This is a genomic window from Singulisphaera sp. GP187, from assembly GCF_900129635.1.
In the GTDB taxonomy this organism is placed as follows: Bacteria; Planctomycetota; Planctomycetia; order Isosphaerales; family Isosphaeraceae; genus Singulisphaera.
Genome location: NZ_FSRB01000001.1, coordinates 2,097,678 through 2,116,611 on the forward strand (window position 1 = coordinate 2,097,678; position 18,934 = coordinate 2,116,611).

Genomic DNA, 18,934 nt, shown 5'->3' on the forward strand with positions numbered 1-18,934 from the left:
TGAATCAGTGCCCCATCGTCGCCTCGCAGATTCGGCATCGGTGCCAACTTGAGAGCGGGGGCCAAAGCCCGATCCTGAGGCATTCCATCGACATACCCCCGCACGGCGGCTCCCTGCTGCTTTGCCCTCAGATTCACTCCTTCGAAGTCGTCGGACCCGCGACCTCATTCTCTCCGTCCCGAACCCTACGGTAATCCAATCGTCGGGCTGATCGCCGCCGTATCGGGCGGAATCACGGCCCGGTTCCTTGCCGCGTTCGACACTCACTCGCCTACTCGATAAGCTTCAGGCTGGGCACCGCCAGCTTAAATGAAACGAACAACGTGAGAGGGGCCTCGGGGAAAATTGCCATGTCCGTCCTCGATCGGTAGTTCATGAGAAGTCGCTTCAATTCCTCATGTCCCTAACACCGAAGTGGTACCAAAAGTGCATCAGTGGAACTGAGGGAGGCGGATCCGGTCTGGCCGTGGCGGTCATACCAATCCTGACCCGGCGGCCTGCAAGCATCATGCCTCGCATTTTGGAGATCTCGATGATCTTTGGCAGGAGGCGGGGCCGCTGCCTGATCCTCGTTGGGATGGGCAAACTCATCGTGAGGCTGCCCGGACACCAATGGTTCGTTGCTTCAGGAGGGAAACTCATGAAACGGTCACTTTCAACAGCACTGATCCTCGGCCTCCTCGTGCTCCCCGCGATCGGCCTCGTGGGCTGCGGCCATGAGTCGAAGGTGGAGAAGACAGAAACGGTCACGGGGCCGGGCGGGACGACCTCCTCAAGCTCCGAGGTCAAGGTCAAATCAACCGGCGAGAATCCTCCTCCCAACTCTGCGGGCCAGACCGCCAAGTGAGAACGTCCTATAGAACGACTTCCCAGCTCGGGGTGGCTCACTGGCCATGCCCGAGTTCAAAAACGCGTGGATGGCAATGCGTCCCGGCGTCCGAATTGTCGTCCACACGAACAGCCGGTTCGGGTGCCAGGCTGCCCCCATGACCTGGCTTTCAGTTGCACACTCAACATGGTCGGGAGAGCGAACCGGGCGGAACGAATCCCAAAGGCGATTAAGGCCACCCAGTGAGACGAGGCGTAGCGGCGTCCCTACCCCACCAATCATGGTCGGCCGGACGATCTGTCTGCCATGGGGTCGCTCGTGTCCTCCGCACGCTCCCCGAGAACCCCTGCGCACAGAAAAGCCCCGCCGGCCCGCGATCATGCGGAGCGACGGGGCTTTGTTGTTGGCTAGGATGGTTCGCCTGGGCGGCTTACAAGGGCTCATCAGGCTCAGACCGCCACAGCCTTGCGACGACGCTTCCAGGCGAAGCCCAGGCCCATCGGGAGGGCGGTGAAAACCAATGCGATAGCGGAGGGTTCGGGGACGGCTGCGGGGGGGCCGATCCTCATCTCGCCACCGAGTATGTTCCCCTGTAGGCCGATGATGGTCGTCGAACTTAGCAATGTCCCGCTCTTTGAGACATTAATGATCGACCAGTCAGGACCGCTCCGAGTTCCGAGGCTCCATAGAGAGTCGCTCGACTGTTCGTAGGCCAAGCCCCAGGCTGCCGCTTGTCCCGCCAGGGTGAAGGAGGAGAGGAGGGTGCCAGTGAGTGAGTAGTTCCTGAACTCGGCGTTGTTCGATCGGTTGTTCAACCATAAGGAATTGGTTACCGTGTCGAAAGTGATGCCGGCCCAGTTGCCACTCTCTGTGAGACCCGCCACCGTGAAGAGTGTCGTGCCATTCGCCCAGTTGCGGTCGTACTGCACCACGGTTCCCGTACCTTGCTCCAGCGAATAGTTGGCCGCGACGCCATCAGTGGCCCCGTCCCAGACGCCAAAGTAACTGCCGGTGTTCGTGTAGGTGCTCCCGGTAAGTGTCCCATCCGGCAGATACTCCCGCCCGAATGAGTTCGGGAAACCTGCGTAGGTACGGATTGTATTGCCGACCGCGATGGGATACTCGCGATCGAGACCCGTGCCGGTGGTGATGGTCTGAACAAGGCTGTTGCCTTGGACCTCATAAATCTTGCTTTGATCGCCTGCAGTCAGCCAATAGGAGGTGACCGGACCGGCGCAGGTCCGCCCGGCACAGACGAACAACATCGCGATAGACACCGCAAGCCCTAACTGCTTCGCAGAATTCTTCATCGAATAACTCCTGGGCCATGTTCGTCCGCAGGCCCACAGGGCCTCGCTTCCTCTTGATCCTGCAAGTCCCACCGAAAGGTTACAGGTCGATCCCGAGAATCGGGAATTTTGGGTGATTGCGTCCAGGTAGCAAGATCGGCGAGGTTGGCCCGATCAGGCCCGGGAAAGGCCTGCGACGATTGCGGGCCGCGCCTGGGTGACAAGCGATCCCGCTCCCGGTCGTCTTGCACGAGAGTCAGGAGTTCGACAACTTGGCGGCATGGCTGGGTGGCTGAGTGCGGGCTCACGGAGCTAATGACGAACGAGTCTTAAACGCCTGGGCGAACTGACAAGAAAGAGATAGAGTGTTTGGGCGGCATTCTCGCAGTCCGAGCAACCGTCTGAATCGGGCAATCAGGCCCCCCCAGGTCTAGATTCCGCACTTCATCCCACCTGAAGGCCGGAGACTCGAAAATAGTTACCCACGGTCAAGTTCTTGCTGTGATCGATCTATCGGTGTCCGCAAGGGCCGTTATCATGACGCCCCCCGATCTCAGCAATCAATCCTGCTGATGGTCGGGCGGCGGTAGACGAGTCCCCCCTGATGCAGCCAACGACGAACGGTCTCGCGAGAGACCTCCAGGTCAAATTCCCGGAGCGTCAGCAATACCACGCCTCTCAGCACCAGCGTAGGAAGCCGAAGTCGCGGGGCTTCAGGGATTTGACCCAGTCCACGTCGACGGCGACCCACTCGGCGGCGAAGCGAAGGGGCGGCCTGGTTTATGCCCGCTCAGACTCTCCACCCCTTCGACGTGTAACCGCTTGACCCAGCGGTCGATGGTCCGCGAACTACAGATCAAGAGCGTGGCGACGGTGAACCTGGTGTGCCCGTCGTCCAGGAGCAAGAGGAGATGCAAGCGGAAGCGGATCTCGGGATCATGGACTTTGCGATACCGATCGAGCAACGCTCGGCGCTGCCGAGCGTCGAGAGTAACGCCGCGTGACATGGTCGCGAATCTCGGGGACGGGACATGAGTGGCTCTTCTCAATTGTACAGACCCCGTCTACGTTCCCCGGTGCGAGGAGCTAAGTAGGTGGCCAGAAGTCTTTGCACAAACAAAACCTGAGCAGAGCCTCCCCTGACACCAAGAGGCTGGAATTGCTGGGTTTTCTGCGTATCAGCGTCGAAGTAGGAGTGATCATTAGGTCGCATGACTACATGAGAGCACTCATTTCTCAATGGTGCCCCGTTCTTTGGCTTGTTTTCCAGCCTCTCCGGCGCGCGCCTTTCAGAAACTATGGGTGACCAGAAGTCTTTGCACAACTACAATGAGCCCTCGGACTTCAACGCCTTGACGCAGGTGGACCGATGGCCCCTTTCATCCTCTCCCCCCGGCAGCGCGCCGAGTTGGAATACCTGGCCTCCCACAACCCCATCGCCAACGAGCGGTGCCGCGCCCAGGCGCTACTCTGGCTCGACGACGGCGAAACGGTCGAGCAGGTCGCTGAGTCCCTCCGCGTCAGCCGCCGGACGGTCTATTATTGGCGGGAGCGGTTCCACCACCGCGACGCGCCTGACTTGAGGCCGCGATTGGCCGACGCCCCTCGCCCGGGCCGACCGCGGACGGGGGACGGTGGTGTCGACCCCTGGATCGCCGAGGTCATCGATACCGACCCGCGGACGCTCGGTTACCATCAGACGATCTGGACCGCGCCCCTGCTGGTGCGATATCTGCGGGATCATCATGAGCTCGAAGTCTCGCGCCAGACGGTCAGGCGTGCCCTGGCACGCCTGGACCTCCGCTGGAAGCGGCCCCGTCACCTGGAAGCGGCCCCGTCACCAACTGGCCCGTCGCTCGGACACTTGGCGGCAGTCAAAAGGGGGCTCAAACGCGGCCTGGAGCAGAAGATCCGCTCGGTTCTGCTGATGCTCGACGAGACCATCATCACGGAGACGCCTCCGCTCTACTCCTGCTACGGCCACATCGGCCAGCAGGTCCGGGTGCCGATCACGGGGAACCGCTCCAAGCGGATCCTTCATGGGGCGATCAACATCAAGACCGGGGACGTCTCGCTGTTGATCACCAAGGAGTGGACCAAGGAGACCCATCAAGGCTTCCTCTCGATGATCCGCTCCCACTGGCGAGGGTGGAATCTCGTCCTCTTCGAGGATCGGGCCAGTCAGCACACGTCACCGGACAGCCTCGAGTGGGCCGAGGAGTTGGGCATCGAGCTCCGTCTGCTGCCCAAGGCCACGCCGGAGTTGAACGCGATGGACACTCTGTGGAAGCACACCAAGAGGGAGGCACTGGGTGACCGGGAGACAGTCACGATCGACGGATCGGCCCTCGCCGCCTGCCAGCACATCACCGACCTGAACCCCCGAGACCGACTCCGTCAGGCTGGGATCTTGTCGGGGAACTTCTGGTTGACGTCATAGCGAGCTTGGCAAAGGACTTCCGGCCACCCATAGTTTCCGAAAGGCACGCCGCAGAGGACCTGGAAAACAAGCTGAATGAGAGGTCGTCTCTCAATAAAGGGATGCCTATCTATAACCAAATGAGCGTGTGGAGAGTGGGTCTTCGACACCTCCACGAAGAAAACCCGGCAATTCCGGCTTCTTCATGTCAAGAGAGGGTCTGCTCAGGTTTTGTTTGTGCAAAGACTTCTGGTAACCTACTTAATAGTGACCGTCTGGTATCGCGAAGAAGACAAGTCGGATTGTGGCGGGAAGGCAGCGGAATCAAGTCGGGCCAATCACCAATGAGCGGGGCTTTCTCTGATCGGGTTCGGCAGTTCCTCTGCGAATTCAGGTGTGAGCGACCCGACAATCTCCGATGCGGACCGAAGGGCGGCAATGCCGAGGGCGAGGACCAAGACGACGGCCATCAAGCCGCCCACTGAGATGCGAAACTTCTTCATGGCGGTGCCCTCCTGCCACCACGATAACAGGTGAAAGCGATTCGCGGCAGGCAGAACGATCTAATCAGAGATCGCTGAAGGGGGCAGGGAGATGTCGAGGCTTCGTTTCAAGATCTGGTGGTTCATGGGGGCGACGATTCTCGTGGCCCTCTTTTTCGGGGTCTTGAACTCACCGTTCGATCCCCTGCCGCTGATCCTCTTCATGATTCCCATCTCGACCTTCCTTGTGTACGGCCTCTACGTCGCCCTTGTTGTGGCTCCGTACAGCATAATCGCGGGCCGAAAGGCGTGTCCGTCGTGCGGGGCCAGGACGATGGAATGCCTCAGCGTGAATGTCATCCGGCCCCCACCTTCAAGTTGGCACCGATGCCGACGTTGCGAGACGATAGCGGAGCACCGACTCATCAAGGGATGGGTCCAGCCAAGTACGATTGAGCCTTGGTGGGACGAAGAGCTAGACCACCCTAATTCGGAAAAATTCGATGGCTGACAGCCCGACTTCTCGCGGCGGCTCGATGAAACGTCGGACCATGATCACCTGCATCTTCGGCATCGTCTTGGCTCTGCCCGCCAGTTGCACCTGGACGTGTCAGGGCTGGGGACTGCCGTCATTGGACGGCTTGCGAGTCGGGATGACGAAACCGGAAGCCGTGGCCATCGTGGGACAGCCGACTTCTGAAGGCAAGAGGCCCGATGGGACGAGTTGGATGATAATCACGCAGCCTCAATCCCTGGTTTGGATCGACCTCGAATTTGACGCCAAGGGCCTCCTCCGCTCGTTCCATTACGAACGCTTTTGACCACACCTTGACCTTGGTCATGCCGATGACATTCCAGGCGAGAACCATTCGAGCGGGGAGCCGATTGAGCATGTGCCGTTTGAGGACGGTCCAGACAGGCAACCGTGAGTTGGCCTTCCGACGTTCGGAACCTATGGGACTTCCGATTGCACTTCGCTGTCGCCCGACTCGTTCGGTGAGCCTTCGGCTCGGGGTAGGGAAGGGTGTCATGCCCCCACGACTGTGAGACCGCTCACCGGAGGGCCCGGCCTGATAGCTCGACGAATCGTGGTTGCGAACCGGACCGATCGGCACTCGTCGTCCATCGATCCCGAAAACCTCTTCTAACGGTTGTCACGCTGTGATGCCTCCCAGGTCAGTGAGGAGGGAAAGCTTCCCTGCTCCCACGGGTGGAGGCTTCAGAAGCGAGGCACGCGGTCAGGTCAACGAGGGGTCGAGACCTGGGAGACTTCCTCCTATGATGACAAGGCAAATGATGTTCGTGGTGGCGTTTGTCACCACTGGGGCCGAGGAGGGACAGGCGTGGCTCAAGAGGAAGAGGCAGGTGCCCCAGGGGTTCGGCTGGCTGGACCCTGTTAATCCGCCCTACGACGAGTTGCCGATGCAGGTCAGCCGCATCGCGCTTACCGGGAGTTCAGCCGCAATCCCGACCTGGCGTTTGAGCGCTACAAGGAAATCTTGGGCCGAGAGGTTTTCGGGGACGCATCGACTCCGCAGGCGGTCGATGACTTCCTCGAACTTCAGGCCGTCTTCGCCGCAGAGCGGACGTAGTGCCAGCCGTCGCCACTGACCTGCACGGAGCGTGTGCGGGCCATGAAGTCTGACGGGACGATGACGCCAGCGAAGCGTGGCGAGTATCGGGCCGCACTGGACCGGCTCCAAGCCATCGAAGCACGCCATAGGGAGCCGAAATCGAACGGGGAGCGGGAACCCCATTACATCGCCCGCTGGGTGCTCGATCGCTGGGGCGACGAGGACCGGAAGCTGCTGGAGGCCGATCGCTGACGAGTCATGGTTCGGAGTGGCCGAGGCCGGTTCCGGGGCCTGGAATTGCGGCGACGGTCGCCTCCATTTGCTCCCTGTCTCGATTCGCTTGGCGAACCGATCGTGGTCTTTCACGCTCCATAACGTCGAGCAAACGTCAGGGACCCCAGGCCCGCCCAGCGAGAGTACCGAGATCATGCCGATCCTCACTCATCTGACCTCCGAGAAGCATGCCGGTGCGATTCGCCGGTCCGGGATCAGGGTGGCCACCGGCGGATTCGGCACATACAGAGGCGTCTTCTGCATGCCGGTCCTTCCCGACTACTTCACCACGCACCAATGGCTCCGGGAGTTGAAGCGGCGGGGACAGAGGACGATCGTGGCTGTCGATTTCCGCCTCCGATCTGATGACCCAGCCTGGGTTGGGCATTACAATCGCCCGCACGCTGAGACGACCGTGGGCGGGGCTATCGGGATGCTGATGGAGTTGGCCGACACTCGTGGGTTCGAGGTCATTGTGCCACGCAAGATCCGCAACGACGAGATCCTCCGCTTCCGCACGCCCCGTCAGGTGATCGGCTGGCGCTATCAGCCTGACGCCAACCGGACACGTCCATGTCCCTGCCGGGCCTGCTTACCGAACGGTACAATCAAGTCAAGACGGCTCAGGCGGCGGCTCGACCCCACCGGCGAACGTTACTGACGCCTGGGTCCGAGCATCCTCGAAACCGGGCCAGAGCAAGATTTACCTATGACTCAATAGTCCGGGGACGGCTTTTTCCCAATCATCTCGTGGTGATGCCGGGCGCACAAGACACCCGAATGGACCCTCGGCTTGGCGTACCCCTCAGGAATAGGCCGGGAATAACTTCCCGTTTTCATGCTGGTTTGGGGAGAGCCCGGTAGTTCCATTTGGGCAGGACTTTGTCGAAGACAATTTTCATGCCCTCCTTGAATCCCTCGGCGCACTTCATGCCGGTCTGATACACCTTCTCAAGGATTCGCACTGCCACCTTCAAGCCCGTGGCAGTCTCGGTCTTGGAGATGTAGTACTGGACCGTCTCCAACGTTCGAAAGATCACCCCGCGGCAGGCCCGCGTCACGTGCGGGAAGAGGCGGTGCTCGATCGGGTTGTACTTCGAGCAGTACGGCGGGTAATGGGCGATTCGGATCTCGATGCCCAGCCGATTCGCCAACTTCTGAAGTTGCTCCTTGAATACATATCTCGACGCACTATTGCTACCTCCGCCGTCGCACAGCACCAGCAGTTTCTTTGCCCCGGGATAGGCCGACCGACCGTCAGATTCCCACCAAGCCGCGATGCTGTCACAGGCCAGTTCGCTGGTGTCGTGGCTGGTGTTGAGGTGGACGAATCCAAGGTTCCGCCCCACGTCGTAGATCCCGTGCGGGATCACAGTACCCGAGCCCATGCTCCCGAAGTCATGGTCGTTGACCACGATCGTTTCTTGAGTATCGATCACCCCGTCGCGTTGGAAATCGCCCAGCAATTCCTTCTTCTTCGTGTCGATGCTGATTACCGGCAAGCCGGCCTTCAAGTACCTCTTCTTGAGACGGGAGATATTCTCGAACTGGGCGTTGCGATCCGGGTGGCGCGGCCCCATCGTCTTCTTCTTCACCGCCTTCCGCCTGCGGTAACCATGCTTCCGGAGCAACTTCGAGACGATGTCGCGACTGACGCGTGTCCCCAATTCCTCCATCCGCTTGGCGATCTGGCGCCGTGACAAGTTGGTCCATTTCACTTCGAGTCGCATCGGGTCGCCCGCGGTGTGGTCCTCAAGGACCTTGTGAAAGTTCGCTTCGATGGCCGAGTCCACCTCGATCAACCGTTTCCGGCCGCCCCTTTTTTGCGAGTGCGGCCCGTGTCCAGGTCGTCCTCGCCTTCCAATTCCCCGAGGCCCAACCGGATCGTCTTCGGGTCACACTCCAGGACACCCGCGATGTACTCGACCCCGCCGTGCCCCAACTTCGCGGCCTCAATCGCCGCATACCGCCGCCGGTCGTTCTCTTTCAACGAGCCGAAAAGCCGTTTCATCATCCGTTGGACTGTCGGTGTGTAGGCTTCCATGTGACCCTCCCGTATACTCCCTCCAAACATCTGGTCTGACATCCTAACCGATGCCAACCACGGAAGTTATTCCCGGCCTATTCCTCAGTCCTGCATTTCTGGCCGCTTCTGATCGACTTCCACGCAGGATTTCCCAGAAGAGACGGACCGGCAGGTCGCCGACCTCCGAGACCCCACGACGGAACTTTTTCGGTTCTTTCAGGGCAACCTGGACGATCTCGACTCCAACAATGTCCACGTCGAGATCACGCCGCCGGGGTGAGTTGATCAGGTGCCCGCTCTGTTCCGCACCGAATGGTTCTGAGAGGAGAATGCGTCCAATGCCCAAACGTGATACGAGGAGGCCGAAGCGGGTCGCTGTCGGAGGCCAGGTCGCGCAGGTCGCCTTGTCGCCCAGCGGCAGGATCTTCGCCTTGACCACTCAGGGGAAGCTGGCCTGCATCGATCTCATGGGCAGGTGAATGTGGGAGCGGGAGTGGACGATAAGGTCTCATCGGCCGCTGACTCTGCGGGTCGCCGACGACGGGCGACCTTGGGTCGGTCTGGGTGACCTCCTCATCGAAATCGATCACGACGGTCGTAACCTCAAGACGCTCGACCTCGCTCGGGATGACCGGGAGCGGCTCGGCAGCTTTTTGCTCGCCCCCGACGGCGTTTACGCTTGCCTGTACCGGCCGGGGGCTCCCCGCACCTGGGGACCCAGGGTCCTGAAGCTCGGCCCATCCGGCTCGGTCCTCTGGTCAACGACACTGCCGATCGGCGCGATCGGCTACACGGGCGTAGTCGAAGTAGGGGGCGGTACTGGCTGGGAGATGAAGCCCAAGCGACCTTGGCAGCCCGAGACGTGGGAGCCCATCCGCTACGGCGGGTCCGAGCCATTGCTGCTGTCGGGCGACCGCCTGCTCGCCAGTCTTTACGAGTTCCCGAGGAGCGGGATCGGGTGCTCTTACGGCCTCGACGCCGCGAGCGGTGATCTGCTCTGGGTAACGGAACCCGCCCCGACGAGCACGCTGGCCGTCGCAGGTCTGGGGCGTTTCTACCATGGCCTTCAGGGTTACGGGGCCTTCGAGACCCGCCTGCTCGACCACGACGGGTCGGTCCAACGGCGATGGGAGAGCCATGGATTTCTCGTGATCGACGAACAAGGCCGAGTCCGTTCCCTGGAGATGGAGAACCGCCTGCCCTCACGTATGCGGTTTGTGACCTTGCAAGATGACGGCGGCGTCGGCAACGGCCCCTTATTGGATGGGTATTATTCCTCCTACCCGGCGATCAGCCGTGAGGGCGTCGTCGCCTTCTGGAGGAACGGGGAACTCGTCCTGATCGACGACACGATGACCAAAGTGGTCATCTACTCGGACCCGCTGGCCGCCGAGCAGGGTCTGATTGGCCGGATGCTCCTGTCGCCCGGCGGCTCGCTCGTGTTCTCCGTCGGCTATGAGGCTGACTTCGCGGGTGAGGGACTGGGCTCACTGGCCGAGACCCACTGGCCCTGCTGTGGGGGCAACGTCCGGAACAACCCCGTGTGGCTCTGACGGACACCCAGAACGGGAAGTCAAGCTGCGATGACCGTCGAACCGAGATACGGCCGACCGGGGCCGGGGGAAGAAGCTCGATGCGCCTGCACGACCTCGTGGGCCTGGATGTTGTCCATCGATTCTGCCATACCACGAAGAAAGATTTGCCCTGGTGCGAGAGGAATTCGCCGATCCCCATTCAGCTTGAGAATTCCGGGCGGGGTGAGCAGGCGAGGATTGCCTCCTCCAGTAGCTCGACATCGACCTCCCACCAACCCCGGAGGGCGATCAGTTCCGGGTAGAGCCGAGGGTCGGCGATCAGTGAGGCTGCCTCGACCTCCATGCTCCAGACCGATTTCGACGACAGTGCTGCGAGGAGGGGCGAGACCACCCGCAGATCCTTCCGGCGGGCCAGGCCGACCATCGCCTCGCGGCGGGCATCGTCATCCTCGTCGGTGAGCCGTTCGGCGAGGGCGTCTCGCAAATTAGGCGTGCCCACCTCGACCTGCGTCCCCAACGCAAAGCAGGCCCAGTCCCGGATGTAGGATTCCCGGTCCCTGGTGAGTCCGATCAGGACCTCGATGGCCAGCGGGTCCTCGTGCCCCATCATGGCGTGGACGACGCCATCACGCACGTCAGGATCGGCATCTTCTCGGAATCTCGCCGCAGGCCCGATGGCCTCGGGCATTCTGAGGTGCGAGAGCGCATAAACCTACGTTCCGCACATCTCTGGTTCATTATCTCCGAATTTCCGGCGGCCTGCAATTTCAGCGATCGTAGGCCGTCGCCATGCCAAGCAGGTTCAGAATCTGGCGTTGCAACTTGGAGAGCTCGGTCGTGAATTCCACTGGCGCTTGCCCCTCCACGATCAGCTGATGACGCTGCACCTCCTCGAACAAATCAATCACCCGACGTGCCGTCGGGCGATGGCACGCTCGACCTTCCGGGTACAGAGGCACACTCTTCACACCATCGCGTTTCATCGCCGCACGCAGTTCCCGCTCCAGCAGCGCCTCGGTCAACAGGGCCAAGAAATAGACGCAAAGCAGCGACTGGATCCGCCCCACGTTCTGCAGGTACACGGGAGCCACTTCGAAGTCTGTCTTGAGTTGCGAAAACCGCTTCTCGATTACCGGCTGACGCTTGTATGCTAATAGCAATTCTTCCTCAGTAAGCAATAACTCGTTGGTGATTAGGGGAAAGACACCGTCGACGCACATTTCCGCCGCGAGAGCAACATGGTCGATGCGGTAAGTCAATGCGATGCGAACGGTCTCCTCTTTCACGTAGCGCGTCTTGTCGTTGGGACGGCCACGCCCCTCCTGACGGTAAGTTTCCTCCCGTTTTTCCACGACTTCGACTGTGATCCACCGGGCCAAGTCCCGCGGCTCCAGGATGGCCGCGACCGCCTCCTTGACCTTTCCGAGTTGGCGATAGCGGCTACGCGGCGAGCTGAGTTTTAACCGCAGTTCCGACAACGCCAGCAACGCACGCTCCACTTGCTGATGACGTGATGATGCGTCGACTTCCGCTTTCCGTGTGCTGTGACACCAGATCAGACGGTAGCCCTCGGCACTGAGGGTCGCCTGGTCGGCCACGCTGTAGCGTTCCAGGAGAACTCCCTTCTCATCCCGCTTCTCATGGATCGGCTTCCAGGTCACCTGGTCCTGGTACAACAACGCGCGGAATTCGCCATCTTCGGAGCGGGTACGAGGCAGGATGCTCAGGAATCGGCCGCCGTGCTGGTGCAGGTAAGCCATGTTCTCGGCGGTGGCGAGCTTGCAGTCGGCCACATAGAGAAAGTCCCGTCGCCCGGTCAACTGGCACAGCAGGTCCCAGGTGGCACGATGAGTGCGGTCGTCGGTGGTATTCCCGCTTTCGACGCGGAAGTGAACCGGTACGCCGCCATCGCGAGTGACGGTCAGGACGTAGAGCAGTTGTTTGAGGTCAGGGCGATGATCCTTGTTGTGCCCCCAGGTAATGGCCTGGGTCTTCTGGCCCCGCATCAGGTCCTCTTGGGCCGCCTCGCGATAGTCGCCGTGGAAGGTGATTGTGGTCGAGTCGTTATGGAGTTCGTCCAATGCGACGTTGAACTCCGCCACGGCATGGGTGGCGACGGCCAGGGTGAACGAGGGGACATTGGCGTCGAAGAGTCGGTCGAGACAACGTCCGACGCGGTCGTCGTTCCAGTGGGGCAGTTGGGCCGGGGTCAGAGCGAACCACTCGGCGGGGTGGCGACTCGCCCATTGGCCGACGCCATACATGGGTTCACGGGAGACGAGAAGGTTCTTGAGCAAGAGAAGGAGGCCGGTGGAGGTGGCGATCTTTTGGCGGGCATCCTCGGGGGGAAGGTATTGGCGGAGGAAGTCATCCAGTCGAAGTCGGCGGATGATCCGATCGAGGATGGGAAGGGCGCCGAGCCGGAAGGACTTGAGGGACTGACCGCCGGTGTGGGCCGCCTCGCCGGGACTGAGATCGGGAGCGGGATTCGACTGGCGCGGTCGTTTTTGTTCTGGCATGGACCATGGCCTCGAGAGGGATCAAATCGTCCTCGACATGCCCGCGATTGGCGACAGGCGTCGGGTTGTGATTCCCGTCGGCATGATTGTCCGAGAGTCGAGCGGGTCAAGGTGGAAAATTTTGTTGACTTGCAGAAATAATTACGCCTTGACGTAAGTCTAGGCCCGCAAGACTTACGTCAAAAGCGAATCCTCAAGTTTGACTCCGAAAGGAGGCAGGGAACGGTTGGGACATTGCCTTGCATGGGAAACAAGCGAAGAATCGATGGGGAACGATCACGATGGGTTGGCGGGACGAGGAGGCGTGATGTGAGCAAGTCAGTGGCGGAGATCATGGAAGGAGCGGGTCGCGGGAGCCAATACATCAGCGTATGCCAGAAATAGCAGGAGGTGAAAATTCCGAGAAATTGCAGGCGAGATGTGCGGAACGTATGCATAAAGGATCGAACTGATGACGCTGCGGTCCTGCTCGGCCTCCAGCATACTCAGGAGGATTTCCAAACAGGACTTCGGGAACGAACGGTTGGGAATCCCGAGTTGCCCGAGGATGGCCGCCCCCAACTTGCGTTCAACGGGGCAGTAGCTCCGGCATAGCCCCGAGGCCCGATCGAAGACCTCCCGAATGCCTCGCCATCTCAAGACCCAGATGGCGTTCCAGGCGAGATCCTCATCGGGTTCGCTCAGGGCCGCCGAGATCAACTCGTCCACGGATCGGGAATCATCGTGAGGCGACTCCATCGAATTATCTCCGTCGGCAGACTCGGAAAATTCAGACGCTCCAACCGTCGGGTCCCGTATCCTTGGCGATGAGGTTCGGGAGTTCCGCCACCCGGAGCGAGACGAGTTCCCGTCTCTCAGGGAGGTCATTTTCCAGTCGTCTGGCCTGCTCCCACTCAGGCTCGCCCTCCAGCCGGGCCACGGCCTTCAAGACCCGATCATCCACGAAGTCGGCGGTGAGTGTCCTGGAGAGGAAGTCGAGGTTCTCCGGCTTCCATCCCATGTCGAGGATGAGGCTGTCGGTCTCCCACAAATAGGGGCCGCCCCCACCTTGGCCCGTCTTCCATCGTCCGCACAGAGGGTTCTCACCTTCGAGGTACATCAGTCCCGAGCAATACTGAAGGGCCGCCACGGCCCGACCGGGTGTGTCGAGCGTCCACCAAGGCTCCCAGAGCAGGTCGATCTTGGGCAGGATCAAGCCGATCGAGTTGAACCGACCGATCCAGCCGTAGGCCGGTGTCCGCGACCCCTCGTAGGCGAATCCTCGCTCGGCATCGAGCCGCTCCAGAAAACTGTCACGGATAAACTCGAAGATGGCACCCCTTTGCTGTGGAGTGACCATCTTCTCAAGGATGTTGCCGCTGAGTACGCCGTAATGGAACTCGGAATCGCCATGCGAGCAACTCTGGTTCTGCATGAGCGAGGCATGCCAGTCCATCAGGCAGACTGGAAAGAGGTAGTTGAACAAGTCTTGCTGGAGTTCGACGTAGGCGAGGTCATGGTGATAGTACCACAAGTCACCGAAGTCGATTTGATAGTAGGGAGTCCTCGCCAACCGATCCAACTGGTCGTCGAAATAATCAAATTGGCGTTCCCACACGCTTTCTGGTGGCTTGGGATCATTGAAGATGCCCCGTGCCCGCTCCCAGGTGATCAGACTTTCGCTCGGTCGGTGAGGTTTAACCACGTCCTAAACCCTTCCCAGGCTGGAGGTCGATGCGAGATGCCCACTCGACGACCAGATCCAGGTAAGCCTCTCGGACTTCGGAGAAGACCGTAACGTTCGGAATGTGGTTGACCTCCAGCAGGTGCCGGGAGCCGTCGGGGGCGACGATATAGTCCACACCGACGATCTCCAGGCCGAAGTGGGTGGCAAGGCGGCGGCTGTCGTCGAGCAACTCGGGGTCGATCGGCATGAAGGCGGCGTCCCGGTGGTGGATTGACTTCAGCCAGCCATCCCCCGCCATGCGGACTTGCCAGGCACGCTCGCCCACCAAGACAATGCGGACGGCTTCCCCCTCGACGTATTCCTCGAACAGGGTGGGCTGGTTGGCGTTCCAGGAGCCGGAGAAACGGCTCTTGTCCTCGCCGCAGTGCCAGTTGCCCCACTTGGCGACGCGCTCCGAATCGGCGACGACGGTCGTGCCCCGGTCGGCATAACCACGGGGGAGCCGTCCGAAGCGGGTGACAGCCATCGCCCGCACCAGCCCCGGCAGCCGGTGTCGAAGGTCCATCATGCCTCGGGCACCCGGCAGGCACGGCCCACCCCACAAGGCCAACGCCGTGATGAAATCGAAATCCTCCTCGAAGATGGCGTGGAAGACGACACGCCCGACTGGGACGAACTGGTTCATCCGGTGAGGATGCTCGACCATGAGCCGTCCTCGATCCACTTGGATACGAGGCAAGGTCTCGTAGGCGAGGACCGGCTGGGCGAGGCGACTTCGGAGTTCGGTGATCTCGGGTTCGTCCAGCCCGACGAGGAGGATCGATTCCACGGCAAGCACCTCGGTCCTGTCTCTCATTGGTTGAATCGAGCGCATCCCCTACCCAGGGTCGCCGCCCGTATCAGTGGATGCACCTGCTCGCCCCGAGGTTCGCAGGTGCTATGATCGAACGTGACACGCAATCGCACGGCGTCACCAATTTCGACTGGAGCTTAACTCCGAAGTACCGGCGGGCTCTCAACCCAAGATGACCATCGGGCGCAGGATTATGTCCAATCGGTCTGGGAGCGAGCTCTGGAATCCGAGAAGAAGGGTGAGGTGATCGACGTGAGTGACTTGCCGGTGCCATAATGGGGCCGGTCGGAGTCCACCTCGTCGTTCGGCGTTCCGAGCTTGGCCGAAGAGCATCCGACTGTGTGTGCGAGTCTTCGGCGGCTGGCTCGGGCCTCTGAGCATGCTCACTCCTCTGACCGCCATCGCCTCCGACTTTAACGAGACTCCCAATAATACGATGGGCTGACCAAAACGCCATCGCGTTCATCCTGTGTCACGAATTTGCCGTCACCCGCAACTAATCATGAGTTTGGAATCAAACTCCGGTTGCTTCTGGATTGCAATGCTTCATCCCCGGCGATGATTCACGCCAGAGTTAAAATGCATCCTCAGTTCTGGATATTGCCAACAGGCTTCGCAGCGAAGCGAACTTCAGGGCAGGGTTCGTTGATCAGGTTCACGTTGACTCGTCACCTACCGTCTCAGGCGAGGAATTCACTGAGGATCTTGTCGGTGTCGAAGGGCGTCAGTCCCTCGTGGGCCGAGAACAAGGTGTCGGCACGGTCGCTGGGAGCGGGCTCTCCCCTGGCCTCGGCGTGCATCAGGAAGAGGTCGTAAAGGTTGGGCCGATCCAGAGTGGCCATCGCCCTTGCCAATCTGGCGATGTTGTCCCCAGTAGCCCGGACGTTGTTGATCCACCCCGAACTCCTGAGCGCCACGTCGGTCCAGATGACTTGGGATTGTTCCAAATCGATGATGACCGGGAGGCTGACGGTCGTGTCGCTTGCCAGGTCGATCTTGTCCTGGACGGTACGGGCCTCGAAGACTTCGCCCGACTGGGGCGTCTCCCTCGCCATCCAGCCCGCGAAGCACTCCGGCAAGTCGCAATAGGGCTGACTTGTGAACGAGTTTAGACACATCACCGCGTAACGGATGCCGTTCGCGAGCATCGCATTCCGGTCGAGGTCAATGAACTCGCAGGCCCCGTCCGGCGCGTCCACGATGTCGCCACTGTGAAAGCAACCGAAATCGGACTCCCGCAGGTTGAAGTAAGCGACCTGGCCCAAGCGAGCCCAGTCGGTCGAGAAGAAGAGGGCCGACAGGTCGATATCGGCACGCTCGTCGCCGTTCTTCCACCAAAGGAAGAAGCGGATGGTGTTCGCTTCGGGCAAGTCGATCCGGGACCCCCTGGCGATCGTCCGAAGGGCCTTGCTGGCTGACCGCATCGCGAACGGGACGAGGTAGGACTTCAACGAATCGTCCACCCGGACCTTGCCCAGCGGCGACAGGGCACCGAAACGCCGGACGAGGATGCCCCGAACACCATCGGCAACGAGTGCGGGCAGGTCGTCCGGCAGAGGGGGAAGTGCTCCCTCCCGGACCTGGACCTTGGCGACATTGCCCTTCGGAAAGAAGGCCCGGAGCGACCGCCCCTCGGGTCGGGTTTTGAAGTGCTGGAAGACCTGCACGAGGACCGGCGTGGCGACCCGATCGGCCACGAGCAAGAACGCATCCACGGCCTCCTGCCCGCCGCCCAGCCGCAGCAGGTGGTCGAGCCGCCGGGCGAAGACTCCCGGCCGCTGACGGAGCAGTTCGATCGTCGGGCCGAGGTCTTTGCCGTTCAGCCCCGCTTCGACTTTCGCGTTGAAAGTCGCGAACGGCCTGTCGTTGCGGAGGATGTCGAACGCCTCGTGGACTCGCGGATACCGATCCTTGTACTCGGACGGGTGAAGGATCTCTCCCAGACGGATCCAGTACCCCTTCCAGCGGAGCATATCCTCGGCGATCTCGTCGCAACCCTCCAGCGCCCGGAGGAAGAACCGCCGTTCCCGCCGGGAAAACTTGCGGAACTTGGTGGGGGCGGCGAGCGACACGTCGCCGCCCGACATCACGGCGGCGACCCGGAGGACGTCGGTGGCCGTCTTCAGTTGGGGGAGCAGGAACATCGGCTCGGTTCGATTGAGTAGCAAACCGGCCAGAAGGGCGAGGTTCTCCTTCTGCGGGATGTCACCCGGCGTCAGGCGCAGGAGGTCATCGCCGTAGTTCTCGACGAACCAGGCGAGGATCGCCTTGTCCCGCTCCGAGATCGATGAGTTCGCCCCGATCAGGCCGGTGAAGATCCGTTCGAAATCGGCTGGCGATCCCAGGTCGATGACTCGGAGTCGGACCTCGTCCTGGAGCGCATCTCGTTCGGTTTTCGGGTATCTCGGCAGGATGACATAGCCGGTCCGGCCCGTCAGGTCGGCCACGAAGCTGCCCCAGTAGTGGGCCAGGGCGTTGACGTAGAGTTCGAGGTCGGACGCCGCCATCACCTGGGCGGGGAAATCAGGGTACATCGGCTCGAACTGCCGATGCGCTCCGACCATCGCGGCGAGGATCGGCACAACTTCGCCGTAGAACCGGGCCACCTCCTCGGCGGAGAGCGTGCGGAGCCTCTCGAAGAGGGCCTTGGAGGGGATGAACCCGAGCGATTCGAGGTTCTTGCCCAGCGTGGCCACCACGGATACAGGGCACTCGTCGGAGCCCTCGTCCAGGATGACTCGGAATCGCTTCGTCAGATAGATTTCCCTCTCGGTGATTGGCTGATCCATCGCAATTTCCTCCGCGAGAGTCGATGGCGAAACGCGAGTCCGGGCCGTATGAGCGACGCGCAGGGAAGTGACATGGGTGGAAGTGACGACCGTTTGATCGTTGAGAAGGAACCCACACCATAGCCTGCGCGAGCTTACGGGAGGAGCGGACATCGATCCCTCGTGGCGAGGGATCGACCGACCGCCGGATTGACCACAAGCCGACACTCTAAGGGGCGCCGACCGGACGCGAGTCGTAACGAGGAGAGACGCACAGGGAAGCGATGTGGGTATTTTCCATTTTAGAAGGAACCCACGCCATAGCCTGTGCGATTGCACGGGGAGGGACTTAACCCAGCCCCGCGCCAGGTCCATGAATTATAGAAGTCAGGTGTCGGTTTCAGAAGCGGCTTCCCCGAGACATTCCAGGGGAAATCATCGCGATCGAAACCCTCATCGCTCGTAGTGATCCCGCGCCACGCCATCAAAAGCAACCCGCATTGCGGCAGCACTTTTTGAACAACAGGCCGCTGCCACACGGACACAGGTCGTTACGACCGAGCCGCTCTTGGAGTTCCTTGTTGCCGTGGACGATCCTGGAGCCCCGCTTGACGCGGGTCTCGCTCAGGATACCCCCGACGCCGCTTGGACATGACCTCGAAAGCAGGGCGCATCGTCGATATCGGGTCGCATGGGACACC

General features: G+C 61.1%; 17 protein-coding genes and 1 pseudogene. 6 read left to right on the forward strand and 12 right to left on the reverse strand.

Annotated features, from left to right (window positions below; all coding sequences use genetic code 11):
• Window positions 1-640 precede the first annotated feature (640 nt).
• Window positions 641-847 carry a hypothetical protein gene (locus BUS42_RS08195; RefSeq protein ID WP_074306493.1) on the forward strand — a complete coding sequence of 69 codons (207 nt, stop codon included), beginning with the start codon at window positions 641-643 and terminating at the stop codon, window positions 845-847.
• Window positions 848-1,278: 431 nt separating this feature from the next.
• On the opposite strand, the gene BUS42_RS44905 is transcribed toward BUS42_RS08195, so the two are convergent.
• A complete protein-coding gene (locus BUS42_RS44905; RefSeq protein ID WP_074306494.1) occupies window positions 1,279-2,139 on the reverse strand; it encodes a PEP-CTERM sorting domain-containing protein in 861 nt (286 codons plus the stop codon).
• 692 nt (window positions 2,140-2,831) lie between these two features.
• Window positions 2,832-3,125, reverse strand: a complete 294-nt coding sequence (locus BUS42_RS08205; protein ID WP_074306495.1) for a helix-turn-helix domain-containing protein — start codon at window positions 3,123-3,125, stop codon at window positions 2,832-2,834.
• 362 nt (window positions 3,126-3,487) lie between these two features.
• Here BUS42_RS08205 and BUS42_RS41780 point away from each other — a divergent pair, with 362 nt between their 5' ends.
• The gene (locus BUS42_RS41780) at window positions 3,488-4,558 is read left to right on the forward strand and encodes an IS630 family transposase (RefSeq protein WP_083670104.1); all 1,071 of its coding nucleotides are present in this window, start codon (window positions 3,488-3,490) and stop codon (window positions 4,556-4,558) included.
• A gap of 317 nt (window positions 4,559-4,875) precedes the next feature.
• Here the strand turns inward: BUS42_RS41780 and BUS42_RS43555 are convergent, their stop codons facing one another.
• On the reverse strand, window positions 4,876-5,040 hold the full coding sequence (locus BUS42_RS43555) for a hypothetical protein (RefSeq protein WP_159452188.1): 165 nt from the start codon (window positions 5,038-5,040) through the stop codon (window positions 4,876-4,878).
• A 1,613-nt stretch (window positions 5,041-6,653) separates the two neighbouring features.
• On the opposite strand from BUS42_RS43555, the gene BUS42_RS08235 reads away from it, so the two are divergent.
• Window positions 6,654-6,845 carry a hypothetical protein gene (locus tag BUS42_RS08235; RefSeq protein ID WP_074306499.1) on the forward strand — a complete coding sequence of 64 codons (192 nt, stop codon included), beginning with the start codon at window positions 6,654-6,656 and terminating at the stop codon, window positions 6,843-6,845.
• 175 nt (window positions 6,846-7,020) lie between these two features.
• A complete protein-coding gene (locus tag BUS42_RS08240; RefSeq protein WP_074310843.1) occupies window positions 7,021-7,527 on the forward strand; it encodes a hypothetical protein in 507 nt (168 codons plus the stop codon).
• Window positions 7,528-7,702: 175 nt separating this feature from the next.
• Here BUS42_RS08240 and BUS42_RS08245 read toward each other — a convergent pair whose 3' ends face one another.
• Both BUS42_RS08245 and BUS42_RS44305 read right to left on the reverse strand, forming a co-directional pair.
• Window positions 7,703-8,659: an ISAzo13 family transposase gene (locus tag BUS42_RS08245; protein ID WP_254053738.1), complete on the reverse strand. Its 957-nt coding sequence runs from the start codon at window positions 8,657-8,659 to the stop codon at window positions 7,703-7,705.
• Between the two features lie 5 nt (window positions 8,660-8,664).
• The gene (locus BUS42_RS44305) at window positions 8,665-8,910 is read right to left on the reverse strand and encodes a hypothetical protein (protein WP_074306014.1); all 246 of its coding nucleotides are present in this window, start codon (window positions 8,908-8,910) and stop codon (window positions 8,665-8,667) included.
• A 320-nt stretch (window positions 8,911-9,230) separates the two neighbouring features.
• On the opposite strand from BUS42_RS44305, the gene BUS42_RS43560 reads away from it, so the two are divergent.
• Window positions 9,231-9,371, forward strand: coding sequence for a hypothetical protein (locus BUS42_RS43560; protein ID WP_159452189.1), 141 nt, complete (start codon window positions 9,231-9,233; stop codon window positions 9,369-9,371).
• Complete coding sequence (locus tag BUS42_RS08255) at window positions 9,372-10,445, forward strand: hypothetical protein (protein WP_074306501.1); 1,074 nt, start codon at window positions 9,372-9,374, stop codon at window positions 10,443-10,445.
• A gap of 181 nt (window positions 10,446-10,626) precedes the next feature.
• Here the strand turns inward: BUS42_RS08255 and BUS42_RS08260 are convergent.
• From BUS42_RS08260 to BUS42_RS46385, 7 genes and pseudogenes are all read right to left on the reverse strand, one after another.
• Window positions 10,627-11,121 (reverse strand): annotated as a pseudogene (locus BUS42_RS08260) (HEAT repeat domain-containing protein); the annotation flags it as partial.
• Window positions 11,122-11,194: 73 nt separating this feature from the next.
• Window positions 11,195-12,946 (reverse strand): IS1634 family transposase, encoded by a 1,752-nt coding sequence (locus tag BUS42_RS08265; RefSeq protein WP_083670021.1) that lies wholly within the window; start codon window positions 12,944-12,946, stop codon window positions 11,195-11,197.
• A 318-nt stretch (window positions 12,947-13,264) separates the two neighbouring features.
• On the reverse strand, window positions 13,265-13,684 hold the full coding sequence (locus BUS42_RS08270) for a hypothetical protein (protein WP_254053382.1): 420 nt from the start codon (window positions 13,682-13,684) through the stop codon (window positions 13,265-13,267).
• 31 nt (window positions 13,685-13,715) lie between these two features.
• On the reverse strand, window positions 13,716-14,630 hold the full coding sequence (locus tag BUS42_RS08275; RefSeq protein ID WP_143206270.1) for a hypothetical protein: 915 nt from the start codon (window positions 14,628-14,630) through the stop codon (window positions 13,716-13,718).
• Window positions 14,623-15,468, reverse strand: a complete 846-nt coding sequence (locus tag BUS42_RS08280; protein WP_074306503.1) for an ATP-grasp domain-containing protein — start codon at window positions 15,466-15,468, stop codon at window positions 14,623-14,625. The genes BUS42_RS08275 and BUS42_RS08280 overlap by 8 nt, the downstream gene beginning before the upstream one ends.
• A 677-nt stretch (window positions 15,469-16,145) precedes the next feature.
• Entirely contained in the window at window positions 16,146-18,254 is a 2,109-nt protein-coding gene (locus tag BUS42_RS08285) for a TerD family protein (protein WP_074306504.1), read from the reverse strand.
• Between the two features lie 463 nt (window positions 18,255-18,717).
• Window positions 18,718-18,933, reverse strand: coding sequence for an SEC-C metal-binding domain-containing protein (locus BUS42_RS46385; RefSeq protein ID WP_216821017.1), 216 nt, complete (start codon window positions 18,931-18,933; stop codon window positions 18,718-18,720).
• Between the last annotated feature and the right edge of the window lies 1 nt (window position 18,934).

What these genes read in the sequence shown, in the direction of transcription:
- BUS42_RS08255 (WP_074306501.1), top strand. Translation starts at nt 9,372, where the DNA reads ATGTGGGAGCGGGAGTGGACGATAAGGTCTCATCGGCCGCTGACTCTG.
- BUS42_RS08195 (WP_074306493.1), top strand. Translation starts at nt 641, where the DNA reads ATGAAACGGTCACTTTCAACAGCACTGATCCTCGGCCTCCTCGTGCTC.
- BUS42_RS08265 (WP_083670021.1), bottom strand. Translation starts at nt 12,946, where the DNA reads ATGCCAGAACAAAAACGACCGCGCCAGTCGAATCCCGCTCCCGATCTC.
- BUS42_RS08280 (WP_074306503.1), bottom strand. Translation starts at nt 15,468, where the DNA reads ATGAGAGACAGGACCGAGGTGCTTGCCGTGGAATCGATCCTCCTCGTC.
- BUS42_RS08285 (WP_074306504.1), bottom strand. Translation starts at nt 18,254, where the DNA reads ATGGATCAGCCAATCACCGAGAGGGAAATCTATCTGACGAAGCGATTC.
- BUS42_RS44305 (WP_074306014.1), bottom strand. Translation starts at nt 8,910, where the DNA reads ATGGAAGCCTACACACCGACAGTCCAACGGATGATGAAACGGCTTTTC.
- BUS42_RS08235 (WP_074306499.1), top strand. Translation starts at nt 6,654, where the DNA reads ATGAAGTCTGACGGGACGATGACGCCAGCGAAGCGTGGCGAGTATCGG.
- BUS42_RS43560 (WP_159452189.1), top strand. Translation starts at nt 9,231, where the DNA reads ATGCCCAAACGTGATACGAGGAGGCCGAAGCGGGTCGCTGTCGGAGGC.
- BUS42_RS08205 (WP_074306495.1), bottom strand. Translation starts at nt 3,125, where the DNA reads ATGTCACGCGGCGTTACTCTCGACGCTCGGCAGCGCCGAGCGTTGCTC.
- BUS42_RS08270 (WP_254053382.1), bottom strand. Translation starts at nt 13,684, where the DNA reads ATGGAGTCGCCTCACGATGATTCCCGATCCGTGGACGAGTTGATCTCG.
- BUS42_RS43555 (WP_159452188.1), bottom strand. Translation starts at nt 5,040, where the DNA reads ATGAAGAAGTTTCGCATCTCAGTGGGCGGCTTGATGGCCGTCGTCTTG.
- BUS42_RS08240 (WP_074310843.1), top strand. Translation starts at nt 7,021, where the DNA reads ATGCCGATCCTCACTCATCTGACCTCCGAGAAGCATGCCGGTGCGATT.
- BUS42_RS41780 (WP_083670104.1), top strand. Translation starts at nt 3,488, where the DNA reads ATGGCCCCTTTCATCCTCTCCCCCCGGCAGCGCGCCGAGTTGGAATAC.
- BUS42_RS44905 (WP_074306494.1), bottom strand. Translation starts at nt 2,139, where the DNA reads ATGAAGAATTCTGCGAAGCAGTTAGGGCTTGCGGTGTCTATCGCGATG.